Below are 25,732 nucleotides of genomic sequence, written 5' to 3' on the forward strand. Positions count from 1 at the left end.
CTATATTATCCTTTTACCGCCCCGATGGTAATACCCTGAACAAAATACCTCTGTACAAAAGGGTATAACAGAATGATCGGTCCGGTTACTACTACTGTCAGTGCCATCTTTAAGGACTGAGTGGGCATAGCCATTGCAGATACTGCTGCCGTACTGCCGCCGCCCATTGATTCCACCAACCGCTTATAGGCCTCTATATTATTAACCTGTTCGTATAAAAAGTATTGCAAGGGCTGCATTTCATCCTTACCGATATAGAGCATGGCATTGTACCAGTCATTCCAGTAGGCCAGTGCAATAAAGAGACCTACCGTAGCCATGGCAGGCTTTAGCAGCGGCATTACAACCTTTACCATGGTTCCGAATTCCCCGCAGCCATCTATCTTGGCAGCATCTATTAAAGATTCCGGTATCCCCATAATATAGCTTTTCATGATCAGCAGATTGTAGACGCTGAACAGCAGGGGCAGCACCAGGGCCAGATAGTTATCCTTAAGTCCCAGATACCTGGTCATCAATACGAAATATGGAACCAGACCGCCGTTAAACAAAGTGGTGAAATAAAAGAAAAAGGAGAATTTATTTCGCCATTCAAACTCTTTCCTGGATAATACATAGGCTGTCATAGTCTGCAGGAATAAGCCTGCAACCGTTCCGAAAATCGTAAGAAAAATGGTTACTCCATAAGCTCTGAATATAACACCGGGTTCTTTAAATACTGTACTATATGCCTCTAAGGTAAAGTTCTGCGGCAATAAGGAAAAGCCGTTTAATTTAATCGCTTCTTCCGAAGAGAAGGAAGCTGATATAACCATAATAAACGGTACCAGGCAAAATAACGCAACCACACCATTGATAAAGTAGGAAAGGAAAGCAAGAACTTTAGAGTCCAGTCCTCTTTTAATTCTCTTTGACCCGGCAGTTGTATTTTCATTCATATACTGTCCCTCCTAGAATAAGCTGTAATCTTTGTTGTAAACGCTAACCAGTTTATTTACCAGCAAGATTGTAATAAAACATAACACCGACTGATAGAAACCGGCTGCTGCCGCCATACCAAAATCATTATTTGCAATTAAGGCTCGGAAGGTCAGGGTATCTATAACATCTGTATAGTTATATAAGGTACCGTTTTTACCCACCAGATTGTAGAACATATCAAAGTTGCCTCTAAAGATTCCTCCTACCGAAAGCAGCAAAAGAATGATTACTGTCGGCATCATAAGAGGTATAGTTATCTTAAAGATACGCTGAAAGACATTTGCTCCGTCAATGGAAGCCGCCTCATAAATAGAAGTATCCATTCCCATAATAGCCGCCAGATACATTACCGAGCCGTAGCCCACGCTCTTCCAGGCATTGAATAAGATCAGGATGAAGGGCCACAGTGCACCGGTAGTATAGAAATTAATCTTATTAAAACCGAGCTTCGTAAGTATTCCATTGATAAAACCATAGTCATAGCTTAAAAGGTTAAAAGCGATTACAGATACGATAACCCAGGAAATAAAGTAAGGCAGAAACATAACTGACTGGGATATCTTACGGAAATGTTTGTTTTTCATTTCCGTTAACAATATGGCTACTGTCATCTGAAGCACCGTATTAAATGCAATGAACATCAGGTTGTATAAAACCGTATTCTTTGTTACCAGAAAGGCTTGTCCTGATTTAAAGAAAAATTCAAAATTCTTTAAACCGTTCCAGGGGCTGTTAAAAATTCCGCCTGCATAGGTATACTTCTTAAAGGCCATGACAATACCTGCCATAGGTATATAACTAAATATTAATGTATAGATTACCGCCGGAAGTATCATCAGCAAAAATACCCTGTATTTCTTTAGCTTATGCAAAAACCCATTCTTATTCACAACTTATGTACCTCCAGTCCCTTGTCTGACTCTTACTGCGTTGAACGCCTTAAGTGGATTTCGTAATCCAGTATAGTCTTATGTGTACTTGTGTCCCCATTTATAATCTCAATCAGACGTTTGCCTGCAATTGTCCCCAACTCCTTCACATCAATTCCAACAGCAGTTACAGGTGGATTATTGGTCTCCAAATGCATGCTGTCATAGAAAGAAGCCACTTTTATATCTCCCGGAACTGTTAAGCCCTCCTCCCGCAATAAGGACAATACCCTTGTGCAGATCACGTCATCGGTGCATACAATGCATTCCACCTGGCGCTTTAAGATGTTACGCACGGCCTGTTCTATAAATACCGGACTGTCGCAGTCTGTAAATACCAGTTCCTGTTCAATGGGTACCTGCCGTGCTCTTAAAGCATTAAAATATCCTTCACAGCGGTACCTGTTTACCATATGCTTTTTATCCCCGGCTATGAGGGCTACCTTCTTCACGCCATCTGCCAGCAGTAAGGAAACAAGCTTTTCACAGGCTTCCATATGATTATTGTCAATCTGCACGATGGTATCGTCAGCACTGGAACCCACCAGTACAAAAGGGATGCCTTTCTGTTTTAAGTACTCTGTTGCAATATCATTCATAAAATTTCTGGTTAGGATCATTCCATCTATCTTATGGTGGTCAACGATTCTCTTTAAGAGGTTGATATCCGTTTCTTTCACGGTGGTCACTACCACATCATAATCCATCGCTGCCGCCACTTCACACACTCCTAAAAGGCAGATCTGAAAGAAAGGGGTACTGCTTAAATTGGCGTCTGCCGGAAAAGCTACTCCGATATTATAGGTCTTGGAATTTGCCAGTCCTTTTGCAATGGCACTGGGCTTATAATTATATTTCTCGATACATTCGGTAACCCGTTGTATAGTCTCCTTTCCAATCCTTCCTTTTCCTGATATGGCACGGGATACCGTGGTTTTTGAAACTCCCAGTTCCGCTGCAATGTCGGCAATGGTTAATTTACTGCCGGATAATATGTTCTTATTTGCTTTCTCATCTTGAATTTGCTTTGACATTTGTCCCTCCCCGATAAGATTTGCTCAATCGGTTGTTCTATTTTTATTATATCATTATTTATCTCTAATTCAATTGTCATAATTATATATTTTAACCTTAATAATTTATGCATTATATACAATTATATTGCTATTTCTGCGCAATTATTGTTGCGCTTTTACTTTTTCTTGTAGTTATTACTGCTATAAGTTCATGAAATTATTTTCTCTTTTATTAAGCAAATTTTACAACTTTTCATCTATACTTCAAATTTAGACCTCTTATTTCAAATTTTTGCGCCACTTTGCGCAATTACATATTTGCCCTTTTAATAAAATTGTGTTTGGGGTTGGTACAGTATTAATTTTTATAGGTATATTTTTATAGGTAAATTTTTATATCTGATGTTAGCAGCCACAGAATTTCAATTAAAATTAAGCTCGACAGAATGATTAATATCTCCTTCTATCAAGCTTAATGACTGAATTATTTCTCTAAAGCTTATAACATTATTTTTCTCTAAAGCAAATTGTAAATTCCTTGTTAACCGCCGGCTGATATGAGATAATAGTTTTAAAATGGATAGCATTTTTAGAATGCTGTATTTATTCCCAGCATTAAGCTTCAATATTCAGCTTTAATATTCAGCTTTAATATTAAGCTTCAACATTCAGTTACAAAAGAAAAAAGGAGAGGTGTACTATGAATTTTCATTTTGACAACAAGCTTCAGCTACTGACCGACAGACTGCTCCTCCGAAGCTTTACCAATACCGATATACCTGCTATGCTTAAGAACTGGATTGCAGACCCGGAAGTACAGAGCGGCTACGGAGAACCTCCATTCACTACCGAAGAAGAAGTAAGTAATTTATTAGACACCTGGAAACAACAATACCGGTGGGCTATTATTTTAAAATCCTCCAATGAAAATATAGGACATATCAGCTTTTGCCGTCTGTATGAAGATATCAGTACCGCAGAAATAGAATACTGCATCGGAAAAGATTTTTGGGGCAGGGGTATTGTAACAGAAGCTCTGAATGCATTCATCAGGCATACCTTTGAAAATACTTCCATCAGCAAATTGGAAGCTTATCACAGGCTGGAAAATCCCAACTCCGGACGTGTTCTTCAAAAGTCAGGTTTATCTCCCGTTACAAATGTGCAGCGGTTTTCCCACCTTCTCAAAGCCCCTGAGGGCGACATCTGTTATGCCCTTACCAAAGAACAGTTTAAGCTTTAAATTGCCTGACCGCTCTTAAATAAGCCAGTATCATGGGATGCGGAAACTCTGCTGAGGAACTTAATTGGGGCTGGAACAGTGTAGCCAGATAAAATCTTTTATTGGGAATAGTGATAATCCTGGCTTCCCCCTTATCATCCACCCCAATTACACGAAAGCCATTTCGGTCCAGCTGGTTTTGAAATTCTTTATTCAATTCCATACTGCAATTATACTTTTCAATTATTTCTGAACTTTCATAAATATCAGAAAGAATGGAAGCTTTCTCTATCTTTAACTCCTTTGTCTGTCCGATAAGGGAGCAGGACAAGGCGGTTATGTACTCATTAGGCTCATACAGGTTGAAGCTCTTATCCATCAACTCCTCAATCTCTAATACATTCCTGCCGTATTCAATGGCCGCATGCTGAAAACCACCGCAGGTTCCGATAAAGGGATAATCCTCTTCTCTGGCAAATCTTATGGCGTTAACGGCTCCGTTCATGCTCTTATAGGGACTTCCCGGCGCACACCACAGGCCGTCATATTTCTTAAGTTCCATGCAGCTGTCCTCCAGCTCCGTCGTCGGCAGCCAGGTATATACGGCTTCCACCCCCAGCTGATTGGCACAATGCTTTAATGCCTCCTGGGTGGCCAAATGAGAAGGACGCCCGTCATAATCTCCAATTATACCAATATTTATCTGCATAGTCATTAACCCCTCCATTATACAGGTATTTTCGTTTTATTCCCGTTCTGTTTCTGCTTTGATTAAATTTCCACATTTAATCTGCTTCATATTCCTTGTATTGCTGTAAAATTCTATTAAAGATTAGGCTGCACAGTGCACCAATGCCCCTATTTGAATACAATGGTATCCTTAGATATTTTCTCCTTAAAAATCCAAATCCTTAGCTGCAATATAGCCCCCTAAGGAATCTGCACTCTTAATTCCATTCAGAATTGCCTGCTCTACGGCCTTACAAGCCAATACACTTACTGCATCCAAAGTTGTCTCCACTGCTCCAGTGCACAGAGTAAACAAAGTATCTCCATCATATACCGTATGGGCTGGCCTTATTGTCCTTGCAAGACCGTTATGTGCAACAGAAGCCAGTTTACCAGCCTGGGCTTTCGTTAATTTTGCATTGGTCAAAATTGTACCAATAACAGTATTCCCGCTGTAGAAATCTTCACTTTTACGATACTGATTTAAAATTGCAGTTTCGCTGTCAGCAAAATTCTTTCTGTCCGGGGTAAGCATTCCTGCTATTATCCGGTTGCTTTCGTAATCATAGATGTCTCCTACGCAATTGACTGCTATGACAGCCCCCACCATTAAGTCCTTATGGCAAAAGGCACTGCAGCCGACTCCGCCTTTCATGGCAGTTTCTATACCATTAGTTGTTCCGATAGTAGCTCCGGTACCCGCCCCATAATTTCCGCTTCTAAATGTATTCTGTTCAAAAGCATCCTTACAAGCTTCATAACCCATGGAAGCATCCGGACGAATGGTATGGTCTCCTATTTTTAAGTCAAATAAGATTGCGCCACAAACATTAGGAACTACCGTCGGACCAACATCCCGTCCTATTTTCCTTTCCTCCAGAAACTGCATTATGCCACCTGCTGCATCCAAACCATAGGTACTTCCACCGGACAGAAGGATTGCATGTACTTTTTCCCTGTTATTAACAGGGTTAAGGGCATCTGTGTCCCTGGTACCAGGAGAACCTCCCCGTACATCCACTCCGCAAACAGCTCCTTCTTCACATATTACAACTGTACACCCTGTGGCAGCTTTCCTGTTCTGTGCCTGTCCGATTCGAAAACCCTCTATATCGTAAATATTGATTTTATCCATTGTATCTTACACTTTCCTTAAACATCTGATTTTAAAATTGCCTCTATAATGGTGTCGATATCAGCAAGGGCACCTCTCCCCACATCTCCGCAGGCGAGCAGCGCTTCCTTGGGTTCCACAAATTTATAGCCAAAGGAAATCAATTTCTTTATATTATCCTGGGTTATGGGATTCTCATACATGGCAGTATTCATAGCAGGGCATATAATTATGGGTTTATTTTTTATTGCCATAACTACGGTCGAAAGCATATCATCTGCAATACCCGAGGCTATTTTCCCTATAATATTTGCGGTAGCCGGCGCAATAACACAGCAATCTGCTCTTTGTGCCAGGGAAATATGCCTTACATCCGGGTAAGCTATTTCCTCAAACATATCAACATAGACTTTATTCTTTGTCAAAGTCTGCAAAGTCAGAGGTGTTATAAACTGAGTTGCTGATCTTGTCATAATCGTATTAACCTTAATATTTTTCTTGGTAAGTTGATTGGCAATGTCTGCAGCTTTATAGGCTGCAATACTTCCGGTTATTCCAAGTATAATCTCTTTCATAAATCCTCCCTTTCTTCCTTTCCTCTAAGGGTTACTGCTAAAGGCGGCCCGTAAATAACAGTGTCCTTCTAAATTGCCCGAATAACTGCCAGATGCTTCACAGTCGCCTGTACGATTGCTTCCGCTATAGCTTCTTTCGTCAAGTAAGTTCCATAGTTCTTCTCTCGGTCTATCAGATAACCTATATGTCTTTTTGCCGTAATATCCTTTAAATCATTTGCCAGGACAAAGCTGCATTTATTCTTTTCCATTAAACCATAGGCAGTATCAATTAATTCCTTATGACTTACATGGTCCAATAATTTGAAGCCTGTCAGAATAGCATTGGGTGCCATGTCTTTAAACAACGAAATGATTTTAGGGGTCTGTTCCATGGTTAAGATAAGATTATTAATATCCGAACGGATTTTACCGTCAGTATTTAATATGGTGTCGGAGGCCTCCATTAAGGAAACCATATATGCCTCTGTTATATCCGGCAAACCGGACAGCGATGCCTTTAAGCCGGTATTCAGAGAATTTGCAAGAACAGCCGCTGAGGTTACCTTATTAACCCGGTAATCACTAACCGCCATGCTGTGAATTATAATATCTATATCGTATTTCTTAAGGATACTTTTGATAGCAGTCTCCAGACTTGCCACTGTATCTACATAGGTAATCTCTGCCCGGGTCACCTGGGGGATAATGGCTTTTTTGCCGCAAACATAATAAATACCTGTTACTTCCGGTATGGCATCAAATTTCTCTGCAATCAGACTCCCGAGTTTTCCGGTAGATGTATTGGTTATACTTCTGACACTGTCAATGGGTTCTGTAGTACCCCCTGCCGTTATTAGTATTTTCATCTTATACCAGCTTTCCTGTTAAATTGATAACCCCAAATGATAGCCCCAAATAATAGCCCTTACTCCTTTGATATAATGCTTATTTTATTATATAAATATTTTCATTTCAACTATCTTGCAGTAATTATAAGCATATGATACTACAAAAATAAGTAAATTTTAAGGACCCCAGTCTCTTTCATTGATAATATTCACTTATAAATATAATTTTTATCCACCAACCAGATAATGAAAAGGAATATAAAAATGCTCTATCCTATGATTCAACTTATCAAAAACCTAGTTACCATATGATTTCAGGCGAATTACACAAAGCAGAAAGAACGATTGCGCCTATGGAAAAGCATTAGAAGTCCTTTTCTCTGAATATTTTGTGCTATATAATGAAACAGATTGTTTGAGCGAAGCGAGTTATCTGTTTTATTATATGTCCAGCGCAAAATCTTCAGAGAATTAGGACTTCTTATGCCTTGGAATTGAAGCATGAGTTTTTTCTGCTTTGTGTAATTCGCCGTCCCCCTGTGAAAACCTAATCTTTTTTGATATTCATTATATCATACATAAAATTGAATAAATTAACCATAAAACTTAATCCAAATCATTTTTAGACAAAAACAAGATGCCCCAAAAGTTCTACCCTTTCAGGACACCTTGCTCTATCTATATCTATTTGAACTAAATGTAATTTAATCTGAGGTATTAATTTACATCCCATGAGTACTTTTATAATAACGAAGCAGATTATCCATCGTACCTTCCAAATTGGTGTTGCTGAGATGACGTGCCTTATCAAAAGGCATAGGCTGACGGTTAATACTGAAGACCGCGCTGACACCCATATCATATGCTGCTTCCACGCCATCGCCAATGGCTCCCACAACAGCAATAACAGGAATACTGTATTTTTTTGTCCGCTGAGCTATACCGATAACTGCTTTTCCCCTTAAGCTCTGAACATCCAGCTTTCCTTCTCCGGTAAAGACCATATCTGCATCCTGAACCAGCTCATCAAATCCTACCAGCTCTAATAAAGTCTGGATACCGGATCTAAGCGTTGCCTCCGTAAAGACAGCCAATCCGGCACCAAGGCCACCGGCTGCTCCTCCGCCTGAAAGCTCTGAGACATCTCTTCCGGTTGAAGTTTCCATAGCTTTTGCCAGCGCCTTAAGCTGTGTATCCAATAACTGAACCGTGTCAGGATCTGCGCCTTTCTGAGGCCCAAAGACATAAGCCGCCCCTGAGGGACCAAACATCGGATTGTCAATATCACACATTCCGATAATTTCAATCCCTTCCGTCAATTTCCGGATTTCAGATATATCCATACGTTCAATCTGTTCCATTTCACAGGCTGCCGGAAAGAATTCCTTTCCTGCTTTGTTATAGAATCTTCCGCCTAAAGCTTTCGCCATACCGATTCCACCGTCATTGGTGCAGCTGCCGCCCAAACCGATTATCAGCTTCCTGCATTTCATGGAGCAGATTGCATGTTTCATGATTGTTCCCAGACCATAGGTCGTCGCATGGCAAGGATCCAGCCGGTTCAGTCTTTCTGCCATAGGTAGCCCTGCGGCGGCGGCTACTTCTATTACCGCACAGTCTCCCATTCTGGCATAGGTTACCGGTATCTTATCTCCATAGGGTCCTTCCGCTTCTATCTGTATTGCTTCCGCCCGCAATGTCTTTAGGAAGCAGTCCACCGTTCCTTCGCCACCGTCCGCAATGGGTATCTCAATTACTTCACAATCCGGATAGTGTTTGTGAATGCTGTTTCTCATAATCTCACATATTTCCATGGAACTTAATGTACCCTTAAAAGAATCCGGGATAACAATACATTTCTTCATACTAACTCCCATCTGTGGGCCCAGGCACACTTACAAATCAGGAGGATGAAAAACTCTTTATATTATCAACTACTCCTATCTGTACTGCGTGTCCTTCTTATTAAAGTAAGCCCATATCACATAATACTTTTTGTAACTTTGCTTTTTCCTCCGGCAGTAACTCTGCTATAGGGTCAAGGCATTTACCCACCGGGAAACCAAGCATATTCAGGCCTTCTTTGATTGCCTGGGGAAAGGTTCCCATATTGCAGGCAATCCTTAAAGGTGCCAGCTTGAACTGCGCCTCCAGGGCTCCCTGTAAATCACCCGCCATGTATTTATTGTAAATATCTACGGCAATACCGGGTGCCACATTGGCGCAGGAGGCGATGGCTCCTGTTGCTCCGTAACTCAAACCGGCATATATCAAGGTATCCCTTCCTAACAATACGCTGAAATTAGCATTCCCTCTGGTAAGTCTGATATATTCCTCAGTATTGGTAAAATCACCGGTGCTGTCCTTTACTCCCACAATATTCGGAATTTCAGAAAGTCTTGCAATTGTTTCAGGGGTTACGGTAACATTGGTTTTCGGTTTGTTATTATATATGATGACAGGCAATGAGGTATTTGCTGCAACTGTTTTATAAAATTCATATATTTCTGCCTGGGTCTGTGAAATAAACATAGGGGTCAGCACTGATAGTGCATCTGCACCGCTTTCTTCCGCAATATGTGCCAGTTCAATGGTGCCTCTGGTGGTGATATGATTTGCTCCTGCATAAAGCGGAACCCTGCCTGCTGTCTGCTCTTTTACAATAGACAGAACTCTTTTGCTTTCTGAAAGATCCAAGGCATAAAACTCTCCGGTGGTGCCTAATGGAAATAAGCCATGAACGCCTTGTCCAATCAAATGGTCTACCAATTGTCTTAAAACAGGCTCATTGATTTCACCCGCTTCTGTAAAGGGTGTAATAATAGGTGGTATAATACCCTGTGGTTTAAACATTGTATTCCTTCTTCCTGCCTGCTAGCTCTCGATAGTTACATTTGCAATTTTCTCATAGTATTTAGCAATGCTGCTATGGTCTTCCTTCTCATGCCCGTCTGCTTTTAAAGCCTGCATCATTTCCATTACCTGCGCCGTTAAAGGAGTGGGTGCACTGATTGCATGCGCTGCATTTAAAGCATTGTTTAGATCCTTTATATGAAGCTCAATTCGAAAACCAGGGTTAAAGTTACGATTTAATACCATTGGTGCTTTGGCATCCAATACCGTAGAACCTGCAAGTCCGCCGCGAATTGCCTGGTATACCAGTTCAGGATCAGCTCCGGCTTTCTTAGCCAGGGTAAGTGCTTCAGACATCGCTGCGATATTAAGTGCTACAATCATCTGGTTTGACAGTTTTGCAATATTACCGGAGCCAAGACTTCCCACATATACTACGGAACCAGCCATACTCATTAATAATTCATAATATTTATCAAAGCTTTCCTTCTTACCGCCAACCATAACAGAAAGAGTTCCGTCAACAGCTTTCGGTTCTCCTCCGCTTACTGGTGCATCAATAAGCTCTACACCTTTTTCCTCCATTGCTGCACCAATAGCTTTGGATTCCATGGGATCAATGGAACTCATATCAATTACTACTGTTCCAGCCTTTGCTGTCTCAAGAACTCCGCCTTTACCAAGGATAACACTTCTTACATGAGGAGAGTTGGGAAGCATGGTTATGATCAGCTCACACTCTGCTGCTATTGCTGCTCCGTTTTCAACTGCTTTTGCTCCCAGTTCTTTTAATTCATTTACGGAAGCTTCATTTATATCAGATACAACCAACTCATGGCCTGCTTTGATCAGGTTCTTGCTCATTGGTTTTCCCATTATGCCAAGTCCTATAAATCCTAATTTCATATTTTCCTCCATTTCACCGCCCTCGGCGGCATAAAATCTGATGAAAGAGCCTTAAAATTAGCACTGCTGTGCTCATTTTGAGGTTCTTTTCAGAGTGAAAGTGTTTTTTCTTTCACTCTTATACCCTTTGCCTATCACAGGCTATCCTGTGATGTCACTTACAGCCGGATGCAGAGATATGCATTCTGTTGTCTGGAAAATGAAAGAATCTAATGCGGCATCCTATCAGTCTGAATTTACTTTCAGTTTGAATTTTCTGTTCAGTTTTATTTCATTCTAACTGCCATGCCTTACTACAACACCACCTTAAGTTAATGCCGAGGACACTAACCGATAGAGCCAATCTGCCAGGGTGAGTATTCATTTCTGCCGACACAGTTTAATTCTGCTTTTGCTTTTTCACCGGAAGCGATTCTTAATAATCGTTCAAAAATCCGTCTGCCGGTTTCTTCTATACTTGCTTCCTCTTTTAAAATACCGCCGCAGCTCATATCTATATCAGAAAGCATGCTTTCATAAACCTCATCGGATGCCGCCATCTTAACCACCGGTGATGGATAGGCTCCAAAGCAGGAGCCTGTTCCGGTAGTATAAGCAATCATTGTTGCACCTCCGGCAATCTGCCCGGTAACTGCAACAGCATCATATCCCGGTGTATCCATAAATACCAGTCCTTTCTGTCTGACAGGCTGCGCATATTGATACACTTCCATAAGGGGAGTTGTCCCCGATTTTTTTAGTCCTACGCCTTTATAGGCTTGTTCCTCAAGAAAGGAATGATCGATATTCCAGAACTCTCCCCGAAATTCTTCCCCGGAGGCCAGCAGTTCCTTTAGCTGCACTGCCCGCACCCACCAGTTCAGACGGTTCACCAGCTTTTGGCGTACCTCTTCATTGACAGCTCTTTTTAGCAATTCCTCCTGGACACCATATAATTCCATGGTCTCACTTAATATAACCGTTGCACCGGCTCCTACTAACAGATCCGCTGCAACACCAAGTGCCGGATTCGCGGATATCCCGGAGAGTTTATTGGTACCGCCGCATTTTAGTCCAACTATCAGTTTATCAGCAGAGACGGTGGTTCTGCTTATTGCATTTGCCTTTTGCAGCATTCCATAAACGATATCTATCCCCTTTTCTACGCTTTTCCGGCTTCCGCCTTCTCTGCATACAACTAACTTCTTTAAAAAAGGGCCTTCGCTTAACTGTTCCGCTTCAAAAAATCCCTCTACGCTGTATTTATTATCATGAAGTGAAACCACCAGCATACCGCCGATATTAGGATTGTTTATATAACCAAGCATGGTTCTTCGCATTACCTCTAAAATCTGTCCTTTGATATCCAACGCTCCGCCTAAGGTAGTGATAAAAGGAATCACTCCGTCTATATTTCTGAAACCGGCCAGACGGTCTGCTGTAAAATAATCCGCAATCTGTCTGGCAACGGTTGCCGATTCATTTTCCGTTGCTATTACACCGATATAATTCCTTGTACCAACCCGGTTATCACTTCTGACAATACCTTGAAATGTAGCTTTATTATTCTGAAATTCTTCCATAACGGCACCTCCAAAGAATAACTAACAGAGACTATTCAGCGTGAATTTATCCGATGTACTGAATAGCTTTAACTAAATTAACTATACTGCATTCTGTTATTCCTGGCTATTATTTTTTTCCAGTTTTTGCGTTGAGCTCTGCGGTAGCACCGTGGATCAAAGCCTTTAAATAACCTGTGGAATATGCAAAAGCGGATTCTTTTCCTCCGCAGCCTTCGGTAAAATCAGGAACATGATCACAATGCATTGCACCGTCATAACTGCATTCCACGAACTGCTTCATAACCTTATACATATCCATGTAACCGTCTTCCAGTAGGGTTTCCTCAAAATAAGGAAGTGTATTGCTCACATTTCTAAAATGTACGATATGTACTTTCTTTCTCTCTACAAAGTACTTGATATCCTCTAACAAATTACCGAATCTGTCTCCGCCTTCCAGCCAGCAGCCAACACAGAATTTCATTCCCAGATAAGGGCTGTTACCAACCATATCAAAGGCTCTCTTATAATCCTCAGCAGACTGGATAAGATTGCAGACACCCTCTAAAGCGGGAACCGGAGGATCATTGGGATGTAAGGCCAGGCGGATATCCGCTTCCTCACAAACAGGAAGTACTCGATCCATGAAGTATTTGAAATTATTCCACATCTCTTCTTTCTCATATTCACGGTCGAAGAAGTTTGGACGTTTGTTCAGCTCCTCCATATCTACGATTCTTCCAACTGCACCTCTGGTATGCTCACCTACCGCAAAACGTGTGGTGGATACACGTCCCTGATCCCAGGTGATATATCCCACTCTGATACCGGCTTTACCTAAAACACGGTTAAAATCATTGTATTTTGCAATCCATTCATCCCTCTCCGGAAGGCCTAAGTGGATGGAGGGATGCTTATACATATTTACATTACCTGCATCGTTAACCGTTAAATCAAATTTAGCACATCTTTCAAAGAAACGCATAACAGAGTCATAATTACTGTCCTCATCCCTAAACATTACAAAGACATTTTTTAGCCCCATCTGTTTTGCAAAAAGCAGTTTCTCATCCGAATCACTTGAAAGAATCGGAATCTGTACCTTAATTTTACTCTCAATCATAATTGTACCCATTGCGTACCGCTTTCACATCTGCGGTACTGCCACACTTACTATTTATAACAGAGTGAAAGAATCTGCTGGTGGCATCCTTTCTTTTCTGAATTTTCTTTCACCCGGAAACCCATGACAATGCCTGTGGTACTTCTTTTTCAGACACGATCTGAGGCATCCCTACAACTATTTCTTATCATACAGGAAACATGCTACTTCGTGTCCGTCCCCCACATCCTTAAGCTGCGGAACCTTTTCACGGCAGCAATCCATTGCATGGCTGCAGCGGTCATTAAAGGGACAGCCCTTGGGTCTGTTTACGATACTTGGAACTTCTCCCTGGATAGGCACCCGCTTTCTCTGTGCCTCCACTTCCGGATCGGCAACAGGTACCGCTGCCAGCAGGGCTTTGGTATAGGGATGTAAGGTATTGTTATAAAGTGCCTCACATTCCGCAATTTCTACCACACGTCCCAGATACATTACAAGGATTCTGTCACTGATATGCTTTACTACCGCAAGATCATGTGCAATGAACATGTAGCTGATACCTAACTTGGCCTGCAGCTCTTCCAGGAGGTTGATAATCTGCGCCTGTATGGATACATCCAGTGCCGATATTGGCTCATCGCAGATAATCAAGTCCGGTTCAGAAGAAAGAGCTCTTGCAATACCGATTCTCTGACGCTGCCCGCCTGAAAATTCATGTGGTACTCTGTCCTTTAAGGCTGGATCCAGTCCAACCAGCCGGAACAGTTCATCTACTCTGTCATCATATTCTTTCTGTGATTTGTACTTTTTGCTTATCTTTAAGGCTTCTCCAACAATGGAACCGGCTGACTGTCTGGGATCAAGAGAGGAATATGGATCCTGGAAAATCATAGCTATCTTAGACCTGAAGGGTCTCATTTCCTTATCCTTAAACCCTGCAATGTCGGTACCATCAAAGACGATACTGCCTTCGTCAGGTTTATATACTCTCATGATACACCGTGCCATGGTAGTCTTACCGCAGCCGGATTCTCCTACTATTCCAAGGGTTTCACCTTTTTTCACCTTAAAGGAGATCTCTTCAATGGCTTTTACTTCACCAATCTTTTTACGCATCATCCCTTTAAAAATCGGAAAGGATTTTCTTATATTCTTGGTTTCAAGGCAAATCTCATCTTTTAACTTTCTAACCGGTGCGGCTTTCTGAGGTTTGTTTCTTACTTCTTCCTCTTTTGCCTCCATCTCTTCCCGGGTCAGGCAGCAGGCTGCGAAATGGTCTTTTCCCACTTCTTTAAGCTCTGGCTTAAGACCATTGAGACACTTGTCCATATGATACTCACAACGATCATAAAACGGACAGTAATCCGGTCTGGTGGCAGGATTCGGCGGAAGCCCGTCAATGGGAATCAGTACACGGTCTTTCGGATCATCCAGCCTTGGAATAGCCCTTAACAAACTTTTGGTATAAGGGTGCTCCGGCTGTTTAAAGATTTCTGCTGTTTCGGCTGTTTCCATTACACTTCCGGAATACATAACATAAATTCTCTCTGAGAATCTTGCCACGATTCCGAGGTTATGGGTAACTATGATAACGGCTGTATTGGTTTCCTTGGCAATGTCCCTTATCATTTCAAGCAGCTGTGCCTGGGTGGTAACATCAAGAGCAGTTGTAGCCTCATCGGCTATCAGGATATCAGGCTTTGAGGACATTGCCATGGCTATCATGATTCTCTGTCTCATACCGCCGGAGAACTGCTGGGGATAATAATCAAATCGCTGTTCTGCATCTGGTATCTTAACCAGCTTTAACATCTCGATGGTTCTGGCTTTCGCCTCTTCTTTACTGAGCTTTAAATGCTGAATGATATTCTCCTGTATCTGAAATCCGATTGTTAATACAGGATTTAAGGAGGTCATAGGCTCCTGAAAAATCATGCTGATACGACCGCCTCTTACGTCTCTCATCTGAGCACTGTTGGCATCATATGTAAGCAGATTGGCATCTATTCCTTCTAAGAGTACTTCTCCGCTTTCTACCTTTCCCGGTGCACCTATTAACTGCAGGGCACTGAGCATCGTTACTGATTTACCGCTGCCTGACTCTCCAACGATTCCTATGATCTCTCCTCTGTCCAGATACAGAGAGACACCATCAACTGCACGTACTCTGGAACCATTTGTCATAAAGCAGGTCTGTATTTTATTTATCTCTAAAAGATGACTCATATACTTTTGTTCCTCCCGTTAGATTTCACCTCTGAGTCTTGGATCCAATGCATCTCGTACACCATCACCAAGAGTATTCAGGAATATAACCAGCAATGCGATACAGACACCCGGTGCGATGGAAAAAGTCGGATTCTGCAGCAGATAATTTCTTCCGTCACTAACGATACTTCCCCAGGAAGCTGTGGGCTGGCTGATACCAAGTCCCAAGAAACTTAAACCTGCTTCTGCAAGAATGGTCTGCCCTACCTGCTGTGTCATTGTTACAATAATAGGTGATATACTGTTTGGCAGTATGTGCTTGAACATCAAACGGAAACTTCTGTTACCCTGCAGCTTGCCTGCCATGATGTAATCTGTTTCTTTAATAGAAAGTACCTGGCCTCTCATCATACGGATGTAGATCGCCATATTGGATATACCAAGTACTATGGCAAGGTTTAAGATTCCTCCGCCAAATACCGCACACAGAGCCATTGCAAAGATAATCTGAGGAATGGAACGGATGGCTTCACTGACACGGTTAATAATGTCATCAATGGCTCCTCCGAAGAAACCTGCAACCATACCAAAGAAGGTTCCGATGGCACAGGCGATTACTACCGCCAGCACACCTACTAACAGTGACACCTGTGACCCGTACAGGATACGGCTTAAGATATCTCGTCCCGAATTATCCGTTCCCAATAAGTATTTCATACTGGGATTCTGCAAGCTGTCCATTAAGTTGGTCTTATTGGGGTCATGAGGCGCCAAGACCGGGGCTAAGACAGCAACTAATATAAAAAGGATAACTCCTATAAAACTGATTAAAACAATCTTCCTGTTAAACAGGGTTCTGATAAATTTCTTTCTGTTTTCTTTCTTACGCATTTTCACTAACTCTTTATGAGCTACTAAATCCTTTTGTGCTTCCACTGACTTCACCTCTCTTCTAATCCAATCGAATTCTGGGATCTACGACTGCATACACGATATCCGTTATTACATTTACCGCACTGGATACAAATGCAATCATAAGTACACAGGCCTGAATCAAAGGAATATCCTGTGCCTGAATACCTTTTACGAACAACGTCCCTACACCTGGTATGTTAAAGACTGACTCAACAAACACAGAACCACCGATAAGCATACCCAGTCTTAAGCCCATTAAGGTAATAACGGGTATCAATGCATTTTTTAATGCATGAAGATAAACTACTCTCTTTTCTGCTAATCCCTTGGATCTTGCTGTACGAACATAATCCTGACGGATAACCTCTAACATACTGGACCTTGTCTGACGTGCGATAGAAGCAATTCCACCCAGGGTAAGACAGGTTAAGGGCATAATGGTCTGTTTCATGCTCTTCACAAAATCCACTGTAGGTGAAGTGAATCCAAAGGCTGGAAGCCAGCCCAGTTTCATCGAAAATATGTATAAGAACAAAACACTTAACCAGAACTGAGGCAGACAACAGGTGATGTTTGCAGTCATCGTTACGATAGTATCTGTCTTCTTACCCCTGTGAATAGCACTTAATATTCCTAACAGTATTCCGATAGGGATACTGATAACAAATGACAGCAGTGAAAAATACAGAGTCGTAGGTATACGTTCTGCTAAAACATCAACCACCGGCATGTGATAACTGGCGGATACTCCAAAGTCTAATCTTATTGCATCCCACAGCCATAAAAAATATCTGACTATAATCGGTTTGTCCAAATTCAATGCCTGATACCATCTTTGATAGGTTTCTTGTGAAATCTCTCCTCCTAACATCGCATAAACCGGATCACCCGGCAGCATGGATACCAGCATGAATACCAAAAATGATAATATGAGTATTACAACAGCTGTCTGGCCTAATCTTTTCAGGATATACCTTCCCATTTTTGAACCTCCACTACTTCTCTGTATTCCTTTATTTTGCCTATACGTTCCGCACTCTTAACTTACTAACGGATGCTTCCCTTATTTAGAGCGTGTCTGAAAACTTTTTTGTGACTGACTAAGGGTCCTCTTTGCGCAAGACAATGCATGATATCTGGATGCAATAATCTGCAACACAAATTAGGGGGCGCAATATTCGCAAAGTGGAACCGTCAGAATGTCACAATGGTTTTACAAACACGCCCAGGGGCCGCATTGCTTATCCGGCATGTTCTCATTGTATAGAAATTTATATCTAAGCGCATTATGCTGTTAACACACAAAGTAGTTGGAATATTGTTTCCACAAAACAATGCCCGGAAGATTGCATGAATAACCGCTAGATTTTTCAAATAAGAGGGTGTTGCATTTTAAGATATATTGCCAGAAGAAGCCTTATGACCTTCCTCTACAGACTGACCTAAAGAAAAGCTGCTGATTTAGTTCACAGAAAAACATACAAAATTGTACGTATTCTGCATACCAAATCAGCAGCTTATCTTTTTTCATTTCAAACTCTTACTATTTTAGCCCCATTATTAATGATGTTTTGATAAATAACTGTCAATAGCCAGGAGCAGTATAGCATCATTTGTATTGCTTAAGGGTTGTAAACCCAGTATTTCCTTAAATTTCTTGGTACGCGCCAGCACTGTATTCTTATGAACAAATAACTCCTTTGCAGCTTCTGCCGGTTTCATATTAGTAGCTGCCAACGCTATGGCTGTTGTATGAAACAGCTCTTTGTCCAGATAATTGTCGACAATATCCCTATAACTGTCAAAGATTGGATTAAGAAGATCCGGACTTATGCTGTTAATCATATAATCAATCAGATAGTCATTCATAAAATAAATGGATTCCGAGCGGAACCTGACGTGATCCTCCAGCCATTTAAGACAGTCATAGGAGTTTCTGTAATGTATCAGGGAATCTGTCGGTATGGTATAATAAAACTTTATGTTAACAAAATCTTTGAATTCCCGCTTTACTTCAAGAATATCCGTAAAATAATCAAACAGCTCCTTCATATTCTCTCTGAAATAAGCCGGCTCGAATTTCGGAAAGGATTTCATTAATATAAGATGCTGTCCATCTATGGGAAATAAAATATCCTGGGCTTTTTTCATGGCAGTCAGATAGCTTTGATAGATATACTGACTGGCTTCTTTGGAATTGTCTCCAGTGGCGTGAATAATAACAGTGGTCCGATAGACGTTGTCACGGATTCCCACTTCCGTTGCCAATTGAAAGATTCTTGAAGGGTTAATGGGCTGTTCAAACAATAAGGCATCACGGAACTTACTGATGTTCTGGGCCTCTATCAGGTCAGACTGGCTGGTATTGCGGTGAAAGAAAAAGGACTCAATGGTAAGCTTGGCCATTTTTGCCATAGGCATTACCTCCTCCGGATTACCGGAAATCCCTACTACACCGATTGGCTCCATACGTTCTACCAATAAAAGATTAACCCCTTCGGCAACACCGATTAGATCCTCGGAGGTCTTTTCTATAATACTGACAAAATTCTTGCTCTTAATCAGTTCGTAGGCAACCAGGTGAAAATCACCCACACGGGAGGGGGTACCGCTTGCAATAATTATTCCTTTTTCATTCATGATATTAATGTTTATACCAAGCTGACGGTGAATTTTCGTTACATAGTCCCTGACAAGCTCTACATTTATCACTGATAACCCTCCTCCTTCCGTAACCGATGAAACTCCTGGCTGCTATCCGCCGGGCCGGCGGCTCTTATACTCATTATAATGGATTACAATAACTTTTCAATCCACTTTTTCCTGGTTTAATTTTCCATATGCAGAAAGATGTCGAAAGAATGTCTCACCAGTGTGTTGATGAAACAAATAAAGCCATTTTTATTGTATTACAGATATAATGCAACCTGACTGTTTTTTAGGTAAATTTAAAATACAAAATATAAAATTTGCACAACGTATTATAACACGCTGCAAATTTAAATATCAAGGAGGATATAAAATGAAAAAAGTTGTAGCTCTTTTACTGGCAACTGTGTTAATTGTCAGTTCATTAACAGCTTGCGGTAACAAAAACAGCTCAGACAACAGTACAAATACTGCGAACGGAACACCTGCAGAAACAGAGACTACCTCAGCCCCCGGAGATGATAAGAGTGGCGGAAGCATAACTTTATGTTATGCCGAGGAACCCACTACTTTCTTCCTGCCCTTCTCTGCCTCAACCGGTGACAGAATATCCGCAGCACCTGCACTTGAGTCTCTTGGAAGAATTGATGAAAACGGACTTACAAATGGCTGGTTAGCCGATTCCATTAAAGCCGATTCTGAAACACTTACCTGCACAGTAACACTGAAACAGGGTATTAAATTCTCTGACGGTACAGACTTTAATGCTGAAGCTTTAATCTGGAATTTTGATAAAATGGTTGAAGGCGGTAAAACTTCTGAACTTGGAACTCCTGTTTCTTATGAAGCAAAGGATGATTATACAGTCGTACTTACATATGATACCTGGGCTAACAATTGGGAAGCAATACTTGGCGAAGTATATGTTTACTCTCCTGCTGCTTTTACAGAAAACGGTGAAGACTGGGCAGCTATCAACCCTGTTGGCACCGGTCCTTACAAAATCTCCGAATATGTACAGGGCTCACATATTACTTTCGTAAAAAATGAAAATTATTGGATCGAAGGGCAGCCTTACCTGGATGAATTAAAAATTGTATGGATTTCTGATACTACTGCTCAGTTATCCGCTTTCATGAACAAAGAAATCGATATTCTTCCCACCGGAGATTCTACAATCATCGGAATGCTTGACGGTAATTATGCAAACATTGCTCTGGATGCACCGGATCTTGGACAGATTAAATATGCCATGTTCGCCAGTGGTGACAAAAATTCACCCTTCTATGATGTAAATGTCCGCCTTGCTGTTATGCATGCCATTGATTGGGAAGGTTATGTATATTCCTTAACAGGCGGAAGAGGTACGGCTATTACTCAGTTTGGTGCTCCCGGCTCCTGGTCTTATGACGAAAGCACAGAATTTATTTCATACGATATTGAACTTGCAAAGAAAATGTTAGCTGAAGCAGGTTATCCTAATGGCTTTGAGACTACTATTACAACCATCTCTGTTAACAATGATATTGCCGTTCTTCTTCAGGCTTCCTTAAAGGAAATCGGGATTACTGCGGAGATCAAAACCGTTGAAACTGCAGATTTTAATTCACAGAAGGCAGAAGGTATTTATGACGGTGGTATTATAACAGGTGCCGGTGCTTCTAAAATGGACTTTACAAACAACTATGTCCGTCTGTATTCCACAAGAGGTGTTAACTACTTAAATATGATGGCTCATCCTGCTGATTATGAAGAAGCTTTATTCGGAGCTTTGGCAGCTACCGATTTAGAAAAGAAAAAAGAATTATTAAAGACAGCTTCTGTTAAACTTACAAATGAACATGCATTAATTATTCCTTTAACAGCAGTATTCCCTGCCTGCTATGTACAAGAAGGCGTTAAAGATTCCGGAATCTATCAGTTTACCAGTATGCAATGGACACCAGAAGCTTTATATAAAGAAAAATAAAAAAGCTTTATTCCAAACAATTATTTACTCCCTAAATAATAGTGTTTGACTGAATAAATAGTTCAAAAGAGGTATACCCGGCAGCACAATTGCCTGGTATACCTCTTTGAATTAAGCAAGTAAATATTTAAGAAACATCTGGAAAACCTGTAAAGGTAAAAAACTTTATTGCCGATATATTATATGGAAATTATAGGATGAATTTCTTTTACTCAACCACGGAAGGTATTGTTTATTTCTTAATAACAGTGCCTTTTTTTGTATGTTTTTTTACTTAAAAAGCGTCATTGTTATAAAAATACTTGAGATAAAAGGAGATATCAGGATGGACGTATCAACACAATTTGGCAACACCCTAACCACAGGGGGTAAAATTACTAGTTATTTTTCCAAACGCGAGACAGCAAAGGCAGAAACAACTTCAACAACAGAATCCTTTGAAAGTTTTATATCGGCGGACACAAAAATTGAGGCATCTGAAGAAACGAAGCCATCATTTTTAATTGGTGCAGGTAATGCCCCCTATATGGATTTGGCTGATGCCAGCGGGCAGATAACTTATAATGGAGTTACTTTTCAGTGTGATAACAGCAAGAATGCATTATGTTTGGGGGATATGAGTGATGAATCTCAGATACTAACAATTCCTTTGTCGGGAGGCGGCTCTCTTAGAGTTAATGTCAATAGCCTGGATGGACTGGGCAGAGCTATCGGTATGTTTACTCCAAGGGATCAGAAACGTATTATGGATGCTTTAGCCATCTATGCCAAAGTCAGGAACAAACAGGATGAGATGAAGTCCGAAGTTGTTAAAGTATATAAGAATCTGACAGTCAAATAAATGCAGGTTTATAGTGGGGTTGTTTTAACAGCCCCACCTATTTCTTAAATATAAACCAACTGGATCAATTATAAATTCTATACTCAGCAAGCAATTATGCTATTTCTTCCAGTTTCTTTAACCTTTCTCCGGCATCCTTAGCTATCCATAACTTATTACCCAGTTTGGCTATTTTCTTATATTTGGCCCTTGCCTGTTCCTGTTCTCCATTTATATCATCCATTAATGCAAGGCGATACAGGACACCTAAATACTGTCGCTTGTGCAGGTCAGTGCTCAGAAGCTTTTTTAGATATGCATAGCTTTCCTTATATTTATGTAAAAAGAAATATCTTTCACCTACAAGGATTTCTACCGATGTCTTTAATCTATTACCATATGGACATAACCGCACCAGCTCCGTCTCATACAAAGCTTCTGCCTTTTCTGTCTCCCCTAATTCGTAATAGCACAAGATACGGTTAATGGTATAGACATAACAGGAGTCATTCTTCTCAGATAATTCTGACTCTTCTATACTGTTCAGATACTCCAGTGCTTTGTTATAATCCCCCATAATAAGATAAGCTGCTGCACGGTTTATATCCAGTATCGCTGCTGCCCTGCTATTTCGCCTATATTTACTCTCCTGCCGGTCTATCATACCCAGATATTTTTCCGGGTCACAATCCCAATCCAATACCTTTTTAAACCTTGCATTTCTAATAACAACAATTATGATATCACACGCCAGTAATAACAACACCGTAATAAAAAATGCCAAAACTGCATTCACATTAAGTGATAAAAGAATAATTGCAGAAGCAATGGCTATAAATAAAAACAAAATCGAATAAATGCTTGACCTCCCCTTTCCCAATAACACTGCTATTGCAAGTACTGTCGTACCATTCCAGTATATTCCATTGTTCAAATTCATGCAACATAAGTAATACAGGGATTACCCATATAATAGCTTTAAAATTTAAGCTTAACAATATTTCTCTAATAGTTTCCTCCATTCCCCTTTTGAAGATTATCTACCTCTGCTTACGGCATTAGACAGAAAAGACATTGGCAGCTTAAATCTGCCAATGTCTTTATAGTTAGTTTACATTTAATGCAATCCAGATAGATCTTTCTGTTTCCTCCATTACATTTTTAAGTGTAATCTCCTTATGAAGTACTCTGCCGTCTTCCATCTTAATATCAAGCCCGATAATAGTTGAGTTGATTTCCTGATTTAAAACCTTATAGTATATTTTATCTCTCTGTTCTAAATCTTTCTCTCCCAGTTCCTTTAGATACTCATCCTCATACCCATAGTCTGCATATTTAGCCTGTATCGCAATAGCATATTTGTAATCCCTTTCATTCTGTTCCTTATATGGAACACTTAAGGTATTTCCGTAATATTCGCGCTCTCCAAGCTTATACTCCTCCGTATAATTGCAGAATTGACCTTTATTAAGAGAAAAATCAAGGCTTTCTACCCCTTCACCTTCCACCTCCAGTGAATAACTCAATATATTATTAGAGCTCTCCCCACCGGCAGACCAAGCAGAGGAATCATTATCTTTTATCCGAATTTTAAGATTATTTTCCTTATCATAAAATTCTTCTTGCTGAATCCTGGGATTTTCCTCCTGATTACTACTTGATTCCTGCTTTTCACTGGAAGCCTCCCCTGTGTCCCCGTCTGATTCCCATTCCTTTTCAAACTGCTCTATATATTCAGCCGCTTTATCCTTATCCGCCCCTTTAGGATCAAGTTCCAGTTCAAAGAGTACGTTCGTTCCCTGATAACTGTCATTTTCACTGATTAAACCTGATACTTCGTCATAGGTAAAAGCCTCTGTACTATAAAAGGTCGTATCAGATACAGCCAGGTAAAGCTCTCTGTCAGCAAAACTCTCTATATTGTCACACTCTGTGATTCGGTAGAGAATACCATCGATAATCTTTTCCGTGTAACCGCCGTTCATGGTTATAATATTATATTTCCAAGGATTTAATCCCTGTATCAATGGTGTAACCAAAATACTGTGTCCATCATCCACCTTGATAGCAGCTCCATCCGCCCTCTCTATGGCAACTGCCACATAAATTCTGTCTGGATGAAGTTCCCAGGCAGAACCGGTTCTTTCGCTGATGGATTCTCCGGTTACATGTCCCAGATAGGTTATCTTGTACATTCCGTCTGTTACAGTCTTTATAACTTCTTTGCCCTCTTTATCAAAGGCTTCACCTAACTTATTGTCATCCATTTCATTTGCTGCCTCCTTCGGGCTTAAATACCGATATGCTGCATATACAGATACCGGCACTATCAATAAACCCATGGCTATGGCTGCTGCTATCATCATTTTTTTATAACTGTTCTTCATGGTGCCACTCTCCTTAACCTTCTTTACAATCTTATTATTTAATTCCTCAGAAGGGTATCCGGCAGGAGAAAGGGCATTTTTCAGGAGTTTATCAATATCATTCATGATTCCACACCTCCAGGTATTGTTTTAATAAATTCCTACCCTTATGCAGTCTGCTCTTAACGGTACCTTTTGGTATATGTAAGGCTGCGGCTATATCTTCAACAGACATTTCTGCCGTATAGTACATATACAGCACTGTTTTTAACTTATCCGGCAGTTCCTGGACTGCAATACGTACTGCAGCTATTGTCTCCTTCCGGAGCAGTTCCTTCTCCGGCTGGTAATCTGGGGATTCTGTCTCCATAAGGTTGTCATCATATTCTTCCAGACGTATTATTTTCTGCCTTACTGCGAATTTCCTTTTGTGATTCTGCCATATCTTTACCGAGATACCCATGAGAAAACTTTTGGGATTGCCACTGCTGTTAAGTCTGTGGCTTAACTCAACAGCTTTTAAGATGGTATCCTGATACAAATCATCCGCTTCCATACTATTTCCGGTGAGGTTACAGCAGAAACTGTAAACATGCTTTCCATGCTCTGCAATTAACTGATTCAGTTCTTCTGTTGTCATACCTGCTCTCCTTGTTATACGGAACTTAAGATGTCTTGTATCATTACCTCTCACTTATTTATTGTAATGGAAATAGTATCGGTTCATTTAATTTTGTATTTTCTATAAGTTAGGTGAAGATAATTAATTACCAGTATCTTGTTTCAAATCAGAAGTTAGAAAAATACCCAGTCATTCAATCAATGACCGAGTATCTTCTCTTTTGGTGATGAATTCTCACTATATTCCGAAACGGTGCTTTCTGCCGGTCGTTCCTCCTGCACCGCACATCCTCCCGCTGCAAACAGAAGGCAGAAAATCAATCCCAACAGATATATTCTATAACTCCTGCTGTTGTTACGCATCTTTCTCCTCTTTAATT

Annotated in this window: 23 protein-coding genes; 3 read left to right on the forward strand and 20 right to left on the reverse strand. The window is 40.7% G+C overall.

The features are described 5' to 3' along the window. Nucleotides 1-5: 5 nt before the first annotated feature. From BR73_RS0124850 to BR73_RS0124860, 3 genes are read right to left on the reverse strand one after another with little or no spacing between them, the layout of a single operon-like run. The gene (locus BR73_RS0124850) at nucleotides 6-938 is read right to left on the reverse strand and encodes a carbohydrate ABC transporter permease (RefSeq protein WP_051685563.1); all 933 of its coding nucleotides are present in this window, start codon (nucleotides 936-938) and stop codon (nucleotides 6-8) included. Between the two features lie 12 nt (nucleotides 939-950). Beyond that, nucleotides 951-1,871 (reverse strand): ABC transporter permease subunit, encoded by a 921-nt coding sequence (locus tag BR73_RS0124855; protein ID WP_033168464.1) that lies wholly within the window; start codon nucleotides 1,869-1,871, stop codon nucleotides 951-953. A gap of 32 nt (nucleotides 1,872-1,903) precedes the next feature. Next, entirely contained in the window at nucleotides 1,904-2,944 is a 1,041-nt protein-coding gene (locus tag BR73_RS0124860) for a LacI family DNA-binding transcriptional regulator (RefSeq protein WP_051685564.1), read from the reverse strand. 682 nt (nucleotides 2,945-3,626) lie between these two features. On the opposite strand from BR73_RS0124860, the gene BR73_RS0124865 reads away from it, so the two are divergent. Next, a complete protein-coding gene (locus BR73_RS0124865; RefSeq protein ID WP_033168465.1) occupies nucleotides 3,627-4,169 on the forward strand; it encodes a GNAT family N-acetyltransferase in 543 nt (180 codons plus the stop codon). Here BR73_RS0124865 and BR73_RS0124870 read toward each other — a convergent pair. From BR73_RS0124870 to BR73_RS0124930, 13 genes are all read right to left on the reverse strand, one after another. Further along, the gene (locus tag BR73_RS0124870; RefSeq protein WP_033168466.1) at nucleotides 4,159-4,863 is read right to left on the reverse strand and encodes a glutamine amidotransferase; all 705 of its coding nucleotides are present in this window, start codon (nucleotides 4,861-4,863) and stop codon (nucleotides 4,159-4,161) included. The two genes, BR73_RS0124865 and BR73_RS0124870, sit on opposite strands and share 11 nt — an antisense overlap. Nucleotides 4,864-5,043: 180 nt before the next feature. Beyond that, entirely contained in the window at nucleotides 5,044-6,012 is a 969-nt protein-coding gene (locus tag BR73_RS0124875; protein ID WP_033168467.1) for a P1 family peptidase, read from the reverse strand. Nucleotides 6,013-6,029: 17 nt separating this feature from the next. Beyond that, on the reverse strand, nucleotides 6,030-6,566 hold the full coding sequence (locus BR73_RS0124880; RefSeq protein WP_033168468.1) for a phosphopantothenoylcysteine decarboxylase: 537 nt from the start codon (nucleotides 6,564-6,566) through the stop codon (nucleotides 6,030-6,032). Nucleotides 6,567-6,634: 68 nt separating this feature from the next. Continuing rightward, nucleotides 6,635-7,414 carry a phosphopantothenoylcysteine decarboxylase gene (locus tag BR73_RS0124885; RefSeq protein ID WP_033168469.1) on the reverse strand — a complete coding sequence of 260 codons (780 nt, stop codon included), beginning with the start codon at nucleotides 7,412-7,414 and terminating at the stop codon, nucleotides 6,635-6,637. Nucleotides 7,415-8,118: 704 nt separating this feature from the next. Next, a complete protein-coding gene (locus BR73_RS0124890) occupies nucleotides 8,119-9,261 on the reverse strand; it encodes a glycerate kinase (RefSeq protein WP_033168470.1) in 1,143 nt (380 codons plus the stop codon). A gap of 100 nt (nucleotides 9,262-9,361) precedes the next feature. Next, nucleotides 9,362-10,249 carry a dihydrodipicolinate synthase family protein gene (locus BR73_RS0124895; protein ID WP_033168471.1) on the reverse strand — a complete coding sequence of 296 codons (888 nt, stop codon included), beginning with the start codon at nucleotides 10,247-10,249 and terminating at the stop codon, nucleotides 9,362-9,364. Between the two features lie 21 nt (nucleotides 10,250-10,270). Further along, a complete protein-coding gene (garR, locus tag BR73_RS0124900; RefSeq protein ID WP_033168472.1) occupies nucleotides 10,271-11,155 on the reverse strand; it encodes a 2-hydroxy-3-oxopropionate reductase in 885 nt (294 codons plus the stop codon). A gap of 326 nt (nucleotides 11,156-11,481) precedes the next feature. Further along, nucleotides 11,482-12,717 carry a UxaA family hydrolase gene (locus tag BR73_RS0124905; RefSeq protein ID WP_051685565.1) on the reverse strand — a complete coding sequence of 412 codons (1,236 nt, stop codon included), beginning with the start codon at nucleotides 12,715-12,717 and terminating at the stop codon, nucleotides 11,482-11,484. Between the two features lie 109 nt (nucleotides 12,718-12,826). Next, the gene (locus BR73_RS0124910; RefSeq protein WP_197032721.1) at nucleotides 12,827-13,822 is read right to left on the reverse strand and encodes a mannonate dehydratase; all 996 of its coding nucleotides are present in this window, start codon (nucleotides 13,820-13,822) and stop codon (nucleotides 12,827-12,829) included. A gap of 177 nt (nucleotides 13,823-13,999) precedes the next feature. Continuing rightward, nucleotides 14,000-16,030, reverse strand: a complete 2,031-nt coding sequence (locus BR73_RS0124915; RefSeq protein ID WP_033168474.1) for an ABC transporter ATP-binding protein — start codon at nucleotides 16,028-16,030, stop codon at nucleotides 14,000-14,002. Nucleotides 16,031-16,048: 18 nt separating this feature from the next. Then, nucleotides 16,049-16,948, reverse strand: coding sequence for an ABC transporter permease (locus BR73_RS0124920; protein ID WP_242860756.1), 900 nt, complete (start codon nucleotides 16,946-16,948; stop codon nucleotides 16,049-16,051). A 16-nt stretch (nucleotides 16,949-16,964) separates the two neighbouring features. Continuing rightward, a complete protein-coding gene (locus tag BR73_RS0124925; RefSeq protein WP_033168475.1) occupies nucleotides 16,965-17,909 on the reverse strand; it encodes an ABC transporter permease in 945 nt (314 codons plus the stop codon). Nucleotides 17,910-18,487: 578 nt separating this feature from the next. Further along, complete coding sequence (locus BR73_RS0124930; protein ID WP_033168476.1) at nucleotides 18,488-19,639, reverse strand: sugar diacid recognition domain-containing protein; 1,152 nt, start codon at nucleotides 19,637-19,639, stop codon at nucleotides 18,488-18,490. Between the two features lie 310 nt (nucleotides 19,640-19,949). On the opposite strand from BR73_RS0124930, the gene BR73_RS0124935 reads away from it, so the two are divergent. Together BR73_RS0124935 and BR73_RS0124940 are read left to right on the forward strand one after the other, a co-directional pair. Continuing rightward, on the forward strand, nucleotides 19,950-21,545 hold the full coding sequence (locus BR73_RS0124935; protein WP_033168477.1) for an ABC transporter substrate-binding protein: 1,596 nt from the start codon (nucleotides 19,950-19,952) through the stop codon (nucleotides 21,543-21,545). Nucleotides 21,546-21,870: 325 nt separating this feature from the next. Further along, nucleotides 21,871-22,386, forward strand: a complete 516-nt coding sequence (locus tag BR73_RS0124940) for a hypothetical protein (RefSeq protein ID WP_033168478.1) — start codon at nucleotides 21,871-21,873, stop codon at nucleotides 22,384-22,386. 94 nt (nucleotides 22,387-22,480) lie between these two features. On the opposite strand, the gene BR73_RS0124945 is transcribed toward BR73_RS0124940, so the two are convergent. The 4 genes from BR73_RS0124945 to BR73_RS28960 all read right to left on the reverse strand — a co-directional run bounded on the left by BR73_RS0124945 (nucleotide 22,481) and on the right by BR73_RS28960 (nucleotide 25,715). Then, nucleotides 22,481-23,299 (reverse strand): tetratricopeptide repeat protein, encoded by an 819-nt coding sequence (locus tag BR73_RS0124945; protein WP_156034939.1) that lies wholly within the window; start codon nucleotides 23,297-23,299, stop codon nucleotides 22,481-22,483. Nucleotides 23,300-23,471: 172 nt separating this feature from the next. Beyond that, nucleotides 23,472-24,857: a DUF4179 domain-containing protein gene (locus tag BR73_RS27960; protein WP_051685566.1), complete on the reverse strand. Its 1,386-nt coding sequence runs from the start codon at nucleotides 24,855-24,857 to the stop codon at nucleotides 23,472-23,474. Further along, nucleotides 24,850-25,371 carry an RNA polymerase sigma factor gene (locus BR73_RS0124955; protein WP_033168480.1) on the reverse strand — a complete coding sequence of 174 codons (522 nt, stop codon included), beginning with the start codon at nucleotides 25,369-25,371 and terminating at the stop codon, nucleotides 24,850-24,852. The genes BR73_RS27960 and BR73_RS0124955 overlap by 8 nt, the downstream gene beginning before the upstream one ends. 179 nt (nucleotides 25,372-25,550) lie before the next feature. After that, a complete protein-coding gene (locus BR73_RS28960) occupies nucleotides 25,551-25,715 on the reverse strand; it encodes a hypothetical protein (RefSeq protein WP_156034941.1) in 165 nt (54 codons plus the stop codon). Nucleotides 25,716-25,732: the final 17 nt, after the last annotated feature.

Origin of the sequence: Clostridium sp. KNHs205, from assembly GCF_000702945.1 — a bacterium.
GTDB lineage: Bacteria > Bacillota > Clostridia > Lachnospirales > Lachnospiraceae > Anaerocolumna.

What these genes read in the sequence shown, in the direction of transcription:
- BR73_RS0124850 (WP_051685563.1), bottom strand. Translation starts at nt 938, where the DNA reads ATGAATGAAAATACAACTGCCGGGTCAAAGAGAATTAAAAGAGGACTG.
- BR73_RS0124860 (WP_051685564.1), bottom strand. Translation starts at nt 2,944, where the DNA reads ATGTCAAAGCAAATTCAAGATGAGAAAGCAAATAAGAACATATTATCC.
- BR73_RS0124865 (WP_033168465.1), top strand. Translation starts at nt 3,627, where the DNA reads ATGAATTTTCATTTTGACAACAAGCTTCAGCTACTGACCGACAGACTG.
- BR73_RS0124870 (WP_033168466.1), bottom strand. Translation starts at nt 4,863, where the DNA reads ATGACTATGCAGATAAATATTGGTATAATTGGAGATTATGACGGGCGT.
- BR73_RS0124875 (WP_033168467.1), bottom strand. Translation starts at nt 6,012, where the DNA reads ATGGATAAAATCAATATTTACGATATAGAGGGTTTTCGAATCGGACAG.
- BR73_RS0124880 (WP_033168468.1), bottom strand. Translation starts at nt 6,566, where the DNA reads ATGAAAGAGATTATACTTGGAATAACCGGAAGTATTGCAGCCTATAAA.
- BR73_RS0124885 (WP_033168469.1), bottom strand. Translation starts at nt 7,414, where the DNA reads ATGAAAATACTAATAACGGCAGGGGGTACTACAGAACCCATTGACAGT.
- BR73_RS0124890 (WP_033168470.1), bottom strand. Translation starts at nt 9,261, where the DNA reads ATGAAGAAATGTATTGTTATCCCGGATTCTTTTAAGGGTACATTAAGT.
- BR73_RS0124895 (WP_033168471.1), bottom strand. Translation starts at nt 10,249, where the DNA reads ATGTTTAAACCACAGGGTATTATACCACCTATTATTACACCCTTTACA.
- garR (WP_033168472.1), bottom strand. Translation starts at nt 11,155, where the DNA reads ATGAAATTAGGATTTATAGGACTTGGCATAATGGGAAAACCAATGAGC.
- BR73_RS0124905 (WP_051685565.1), bottom strand. Translation starts at nt 12,717, where the DNA reads ATGGAAGAATTTCAGAATAATAAAGCTACATTTCAAGGTATTGTCAGA.
- BR73_RS0124910 (WP_197032721.1), bottom strand. Translation starts at nt 13,822, where the DNA reads ATGATTGAGAGTAAAATTAAGGTACAGATTCCGATTCTTTCAAGTGAT.
- BR73_RS0124915 (WP_033168474.1), bottom strand. Translation starts at nt 16,030, where the DNA reads ATGAGTCATCTTTTAGAGATAAATAAAATACAGACCTGCTTTATGACA.
- BR73_RS0124925 (WP_033168475.1), bottom strand. Translation starts at nt 17,909, where the DNA reads ATGGGAAGGTATATCCTGAAAAGATTAGGCCAGACAGCTGTTGTAATA.
- BR73_RS0124935 (WP_033168477.1), top strand. Translation starts at nt 19,950, where the DNA reads ATGAAAAAAGTTGTAGCTCTTTTACTGGCAACTGTGTTAATTGTCAGT.
- BR73_RS0124940 (WP_033168478.1), top strand. Translation starts at nt 21,871, where the DNA reads ATGGACGTATCAACACAATTTGGCAACACCCTAACCACAGGGGGTAAA.
- BR73_RS27960 (WP_051685566.1), bottom strand. Translation starts at nt 24,857, where the DNA reads ATGAATGATATTGATAAACTCCTGAAAAATGCCCTTTCTCCTGCCGGA.
- BR73_RS0124955 (WP_033168480.1), bottom strand. Translation starts at nt 25,371, where the DNA reads ATGACAACAGAAGAACTGAATCAGTTAATTGCAGAGCATGGAAAGCAT.
- BR73_RS28960 (WP_156034941.1), bottom strand. Translation starts at nt 25,715, where the DNA reads ATGCGTAACAACAGCAGGAGTTATAGAATATATCTGTTGGGATTGATT.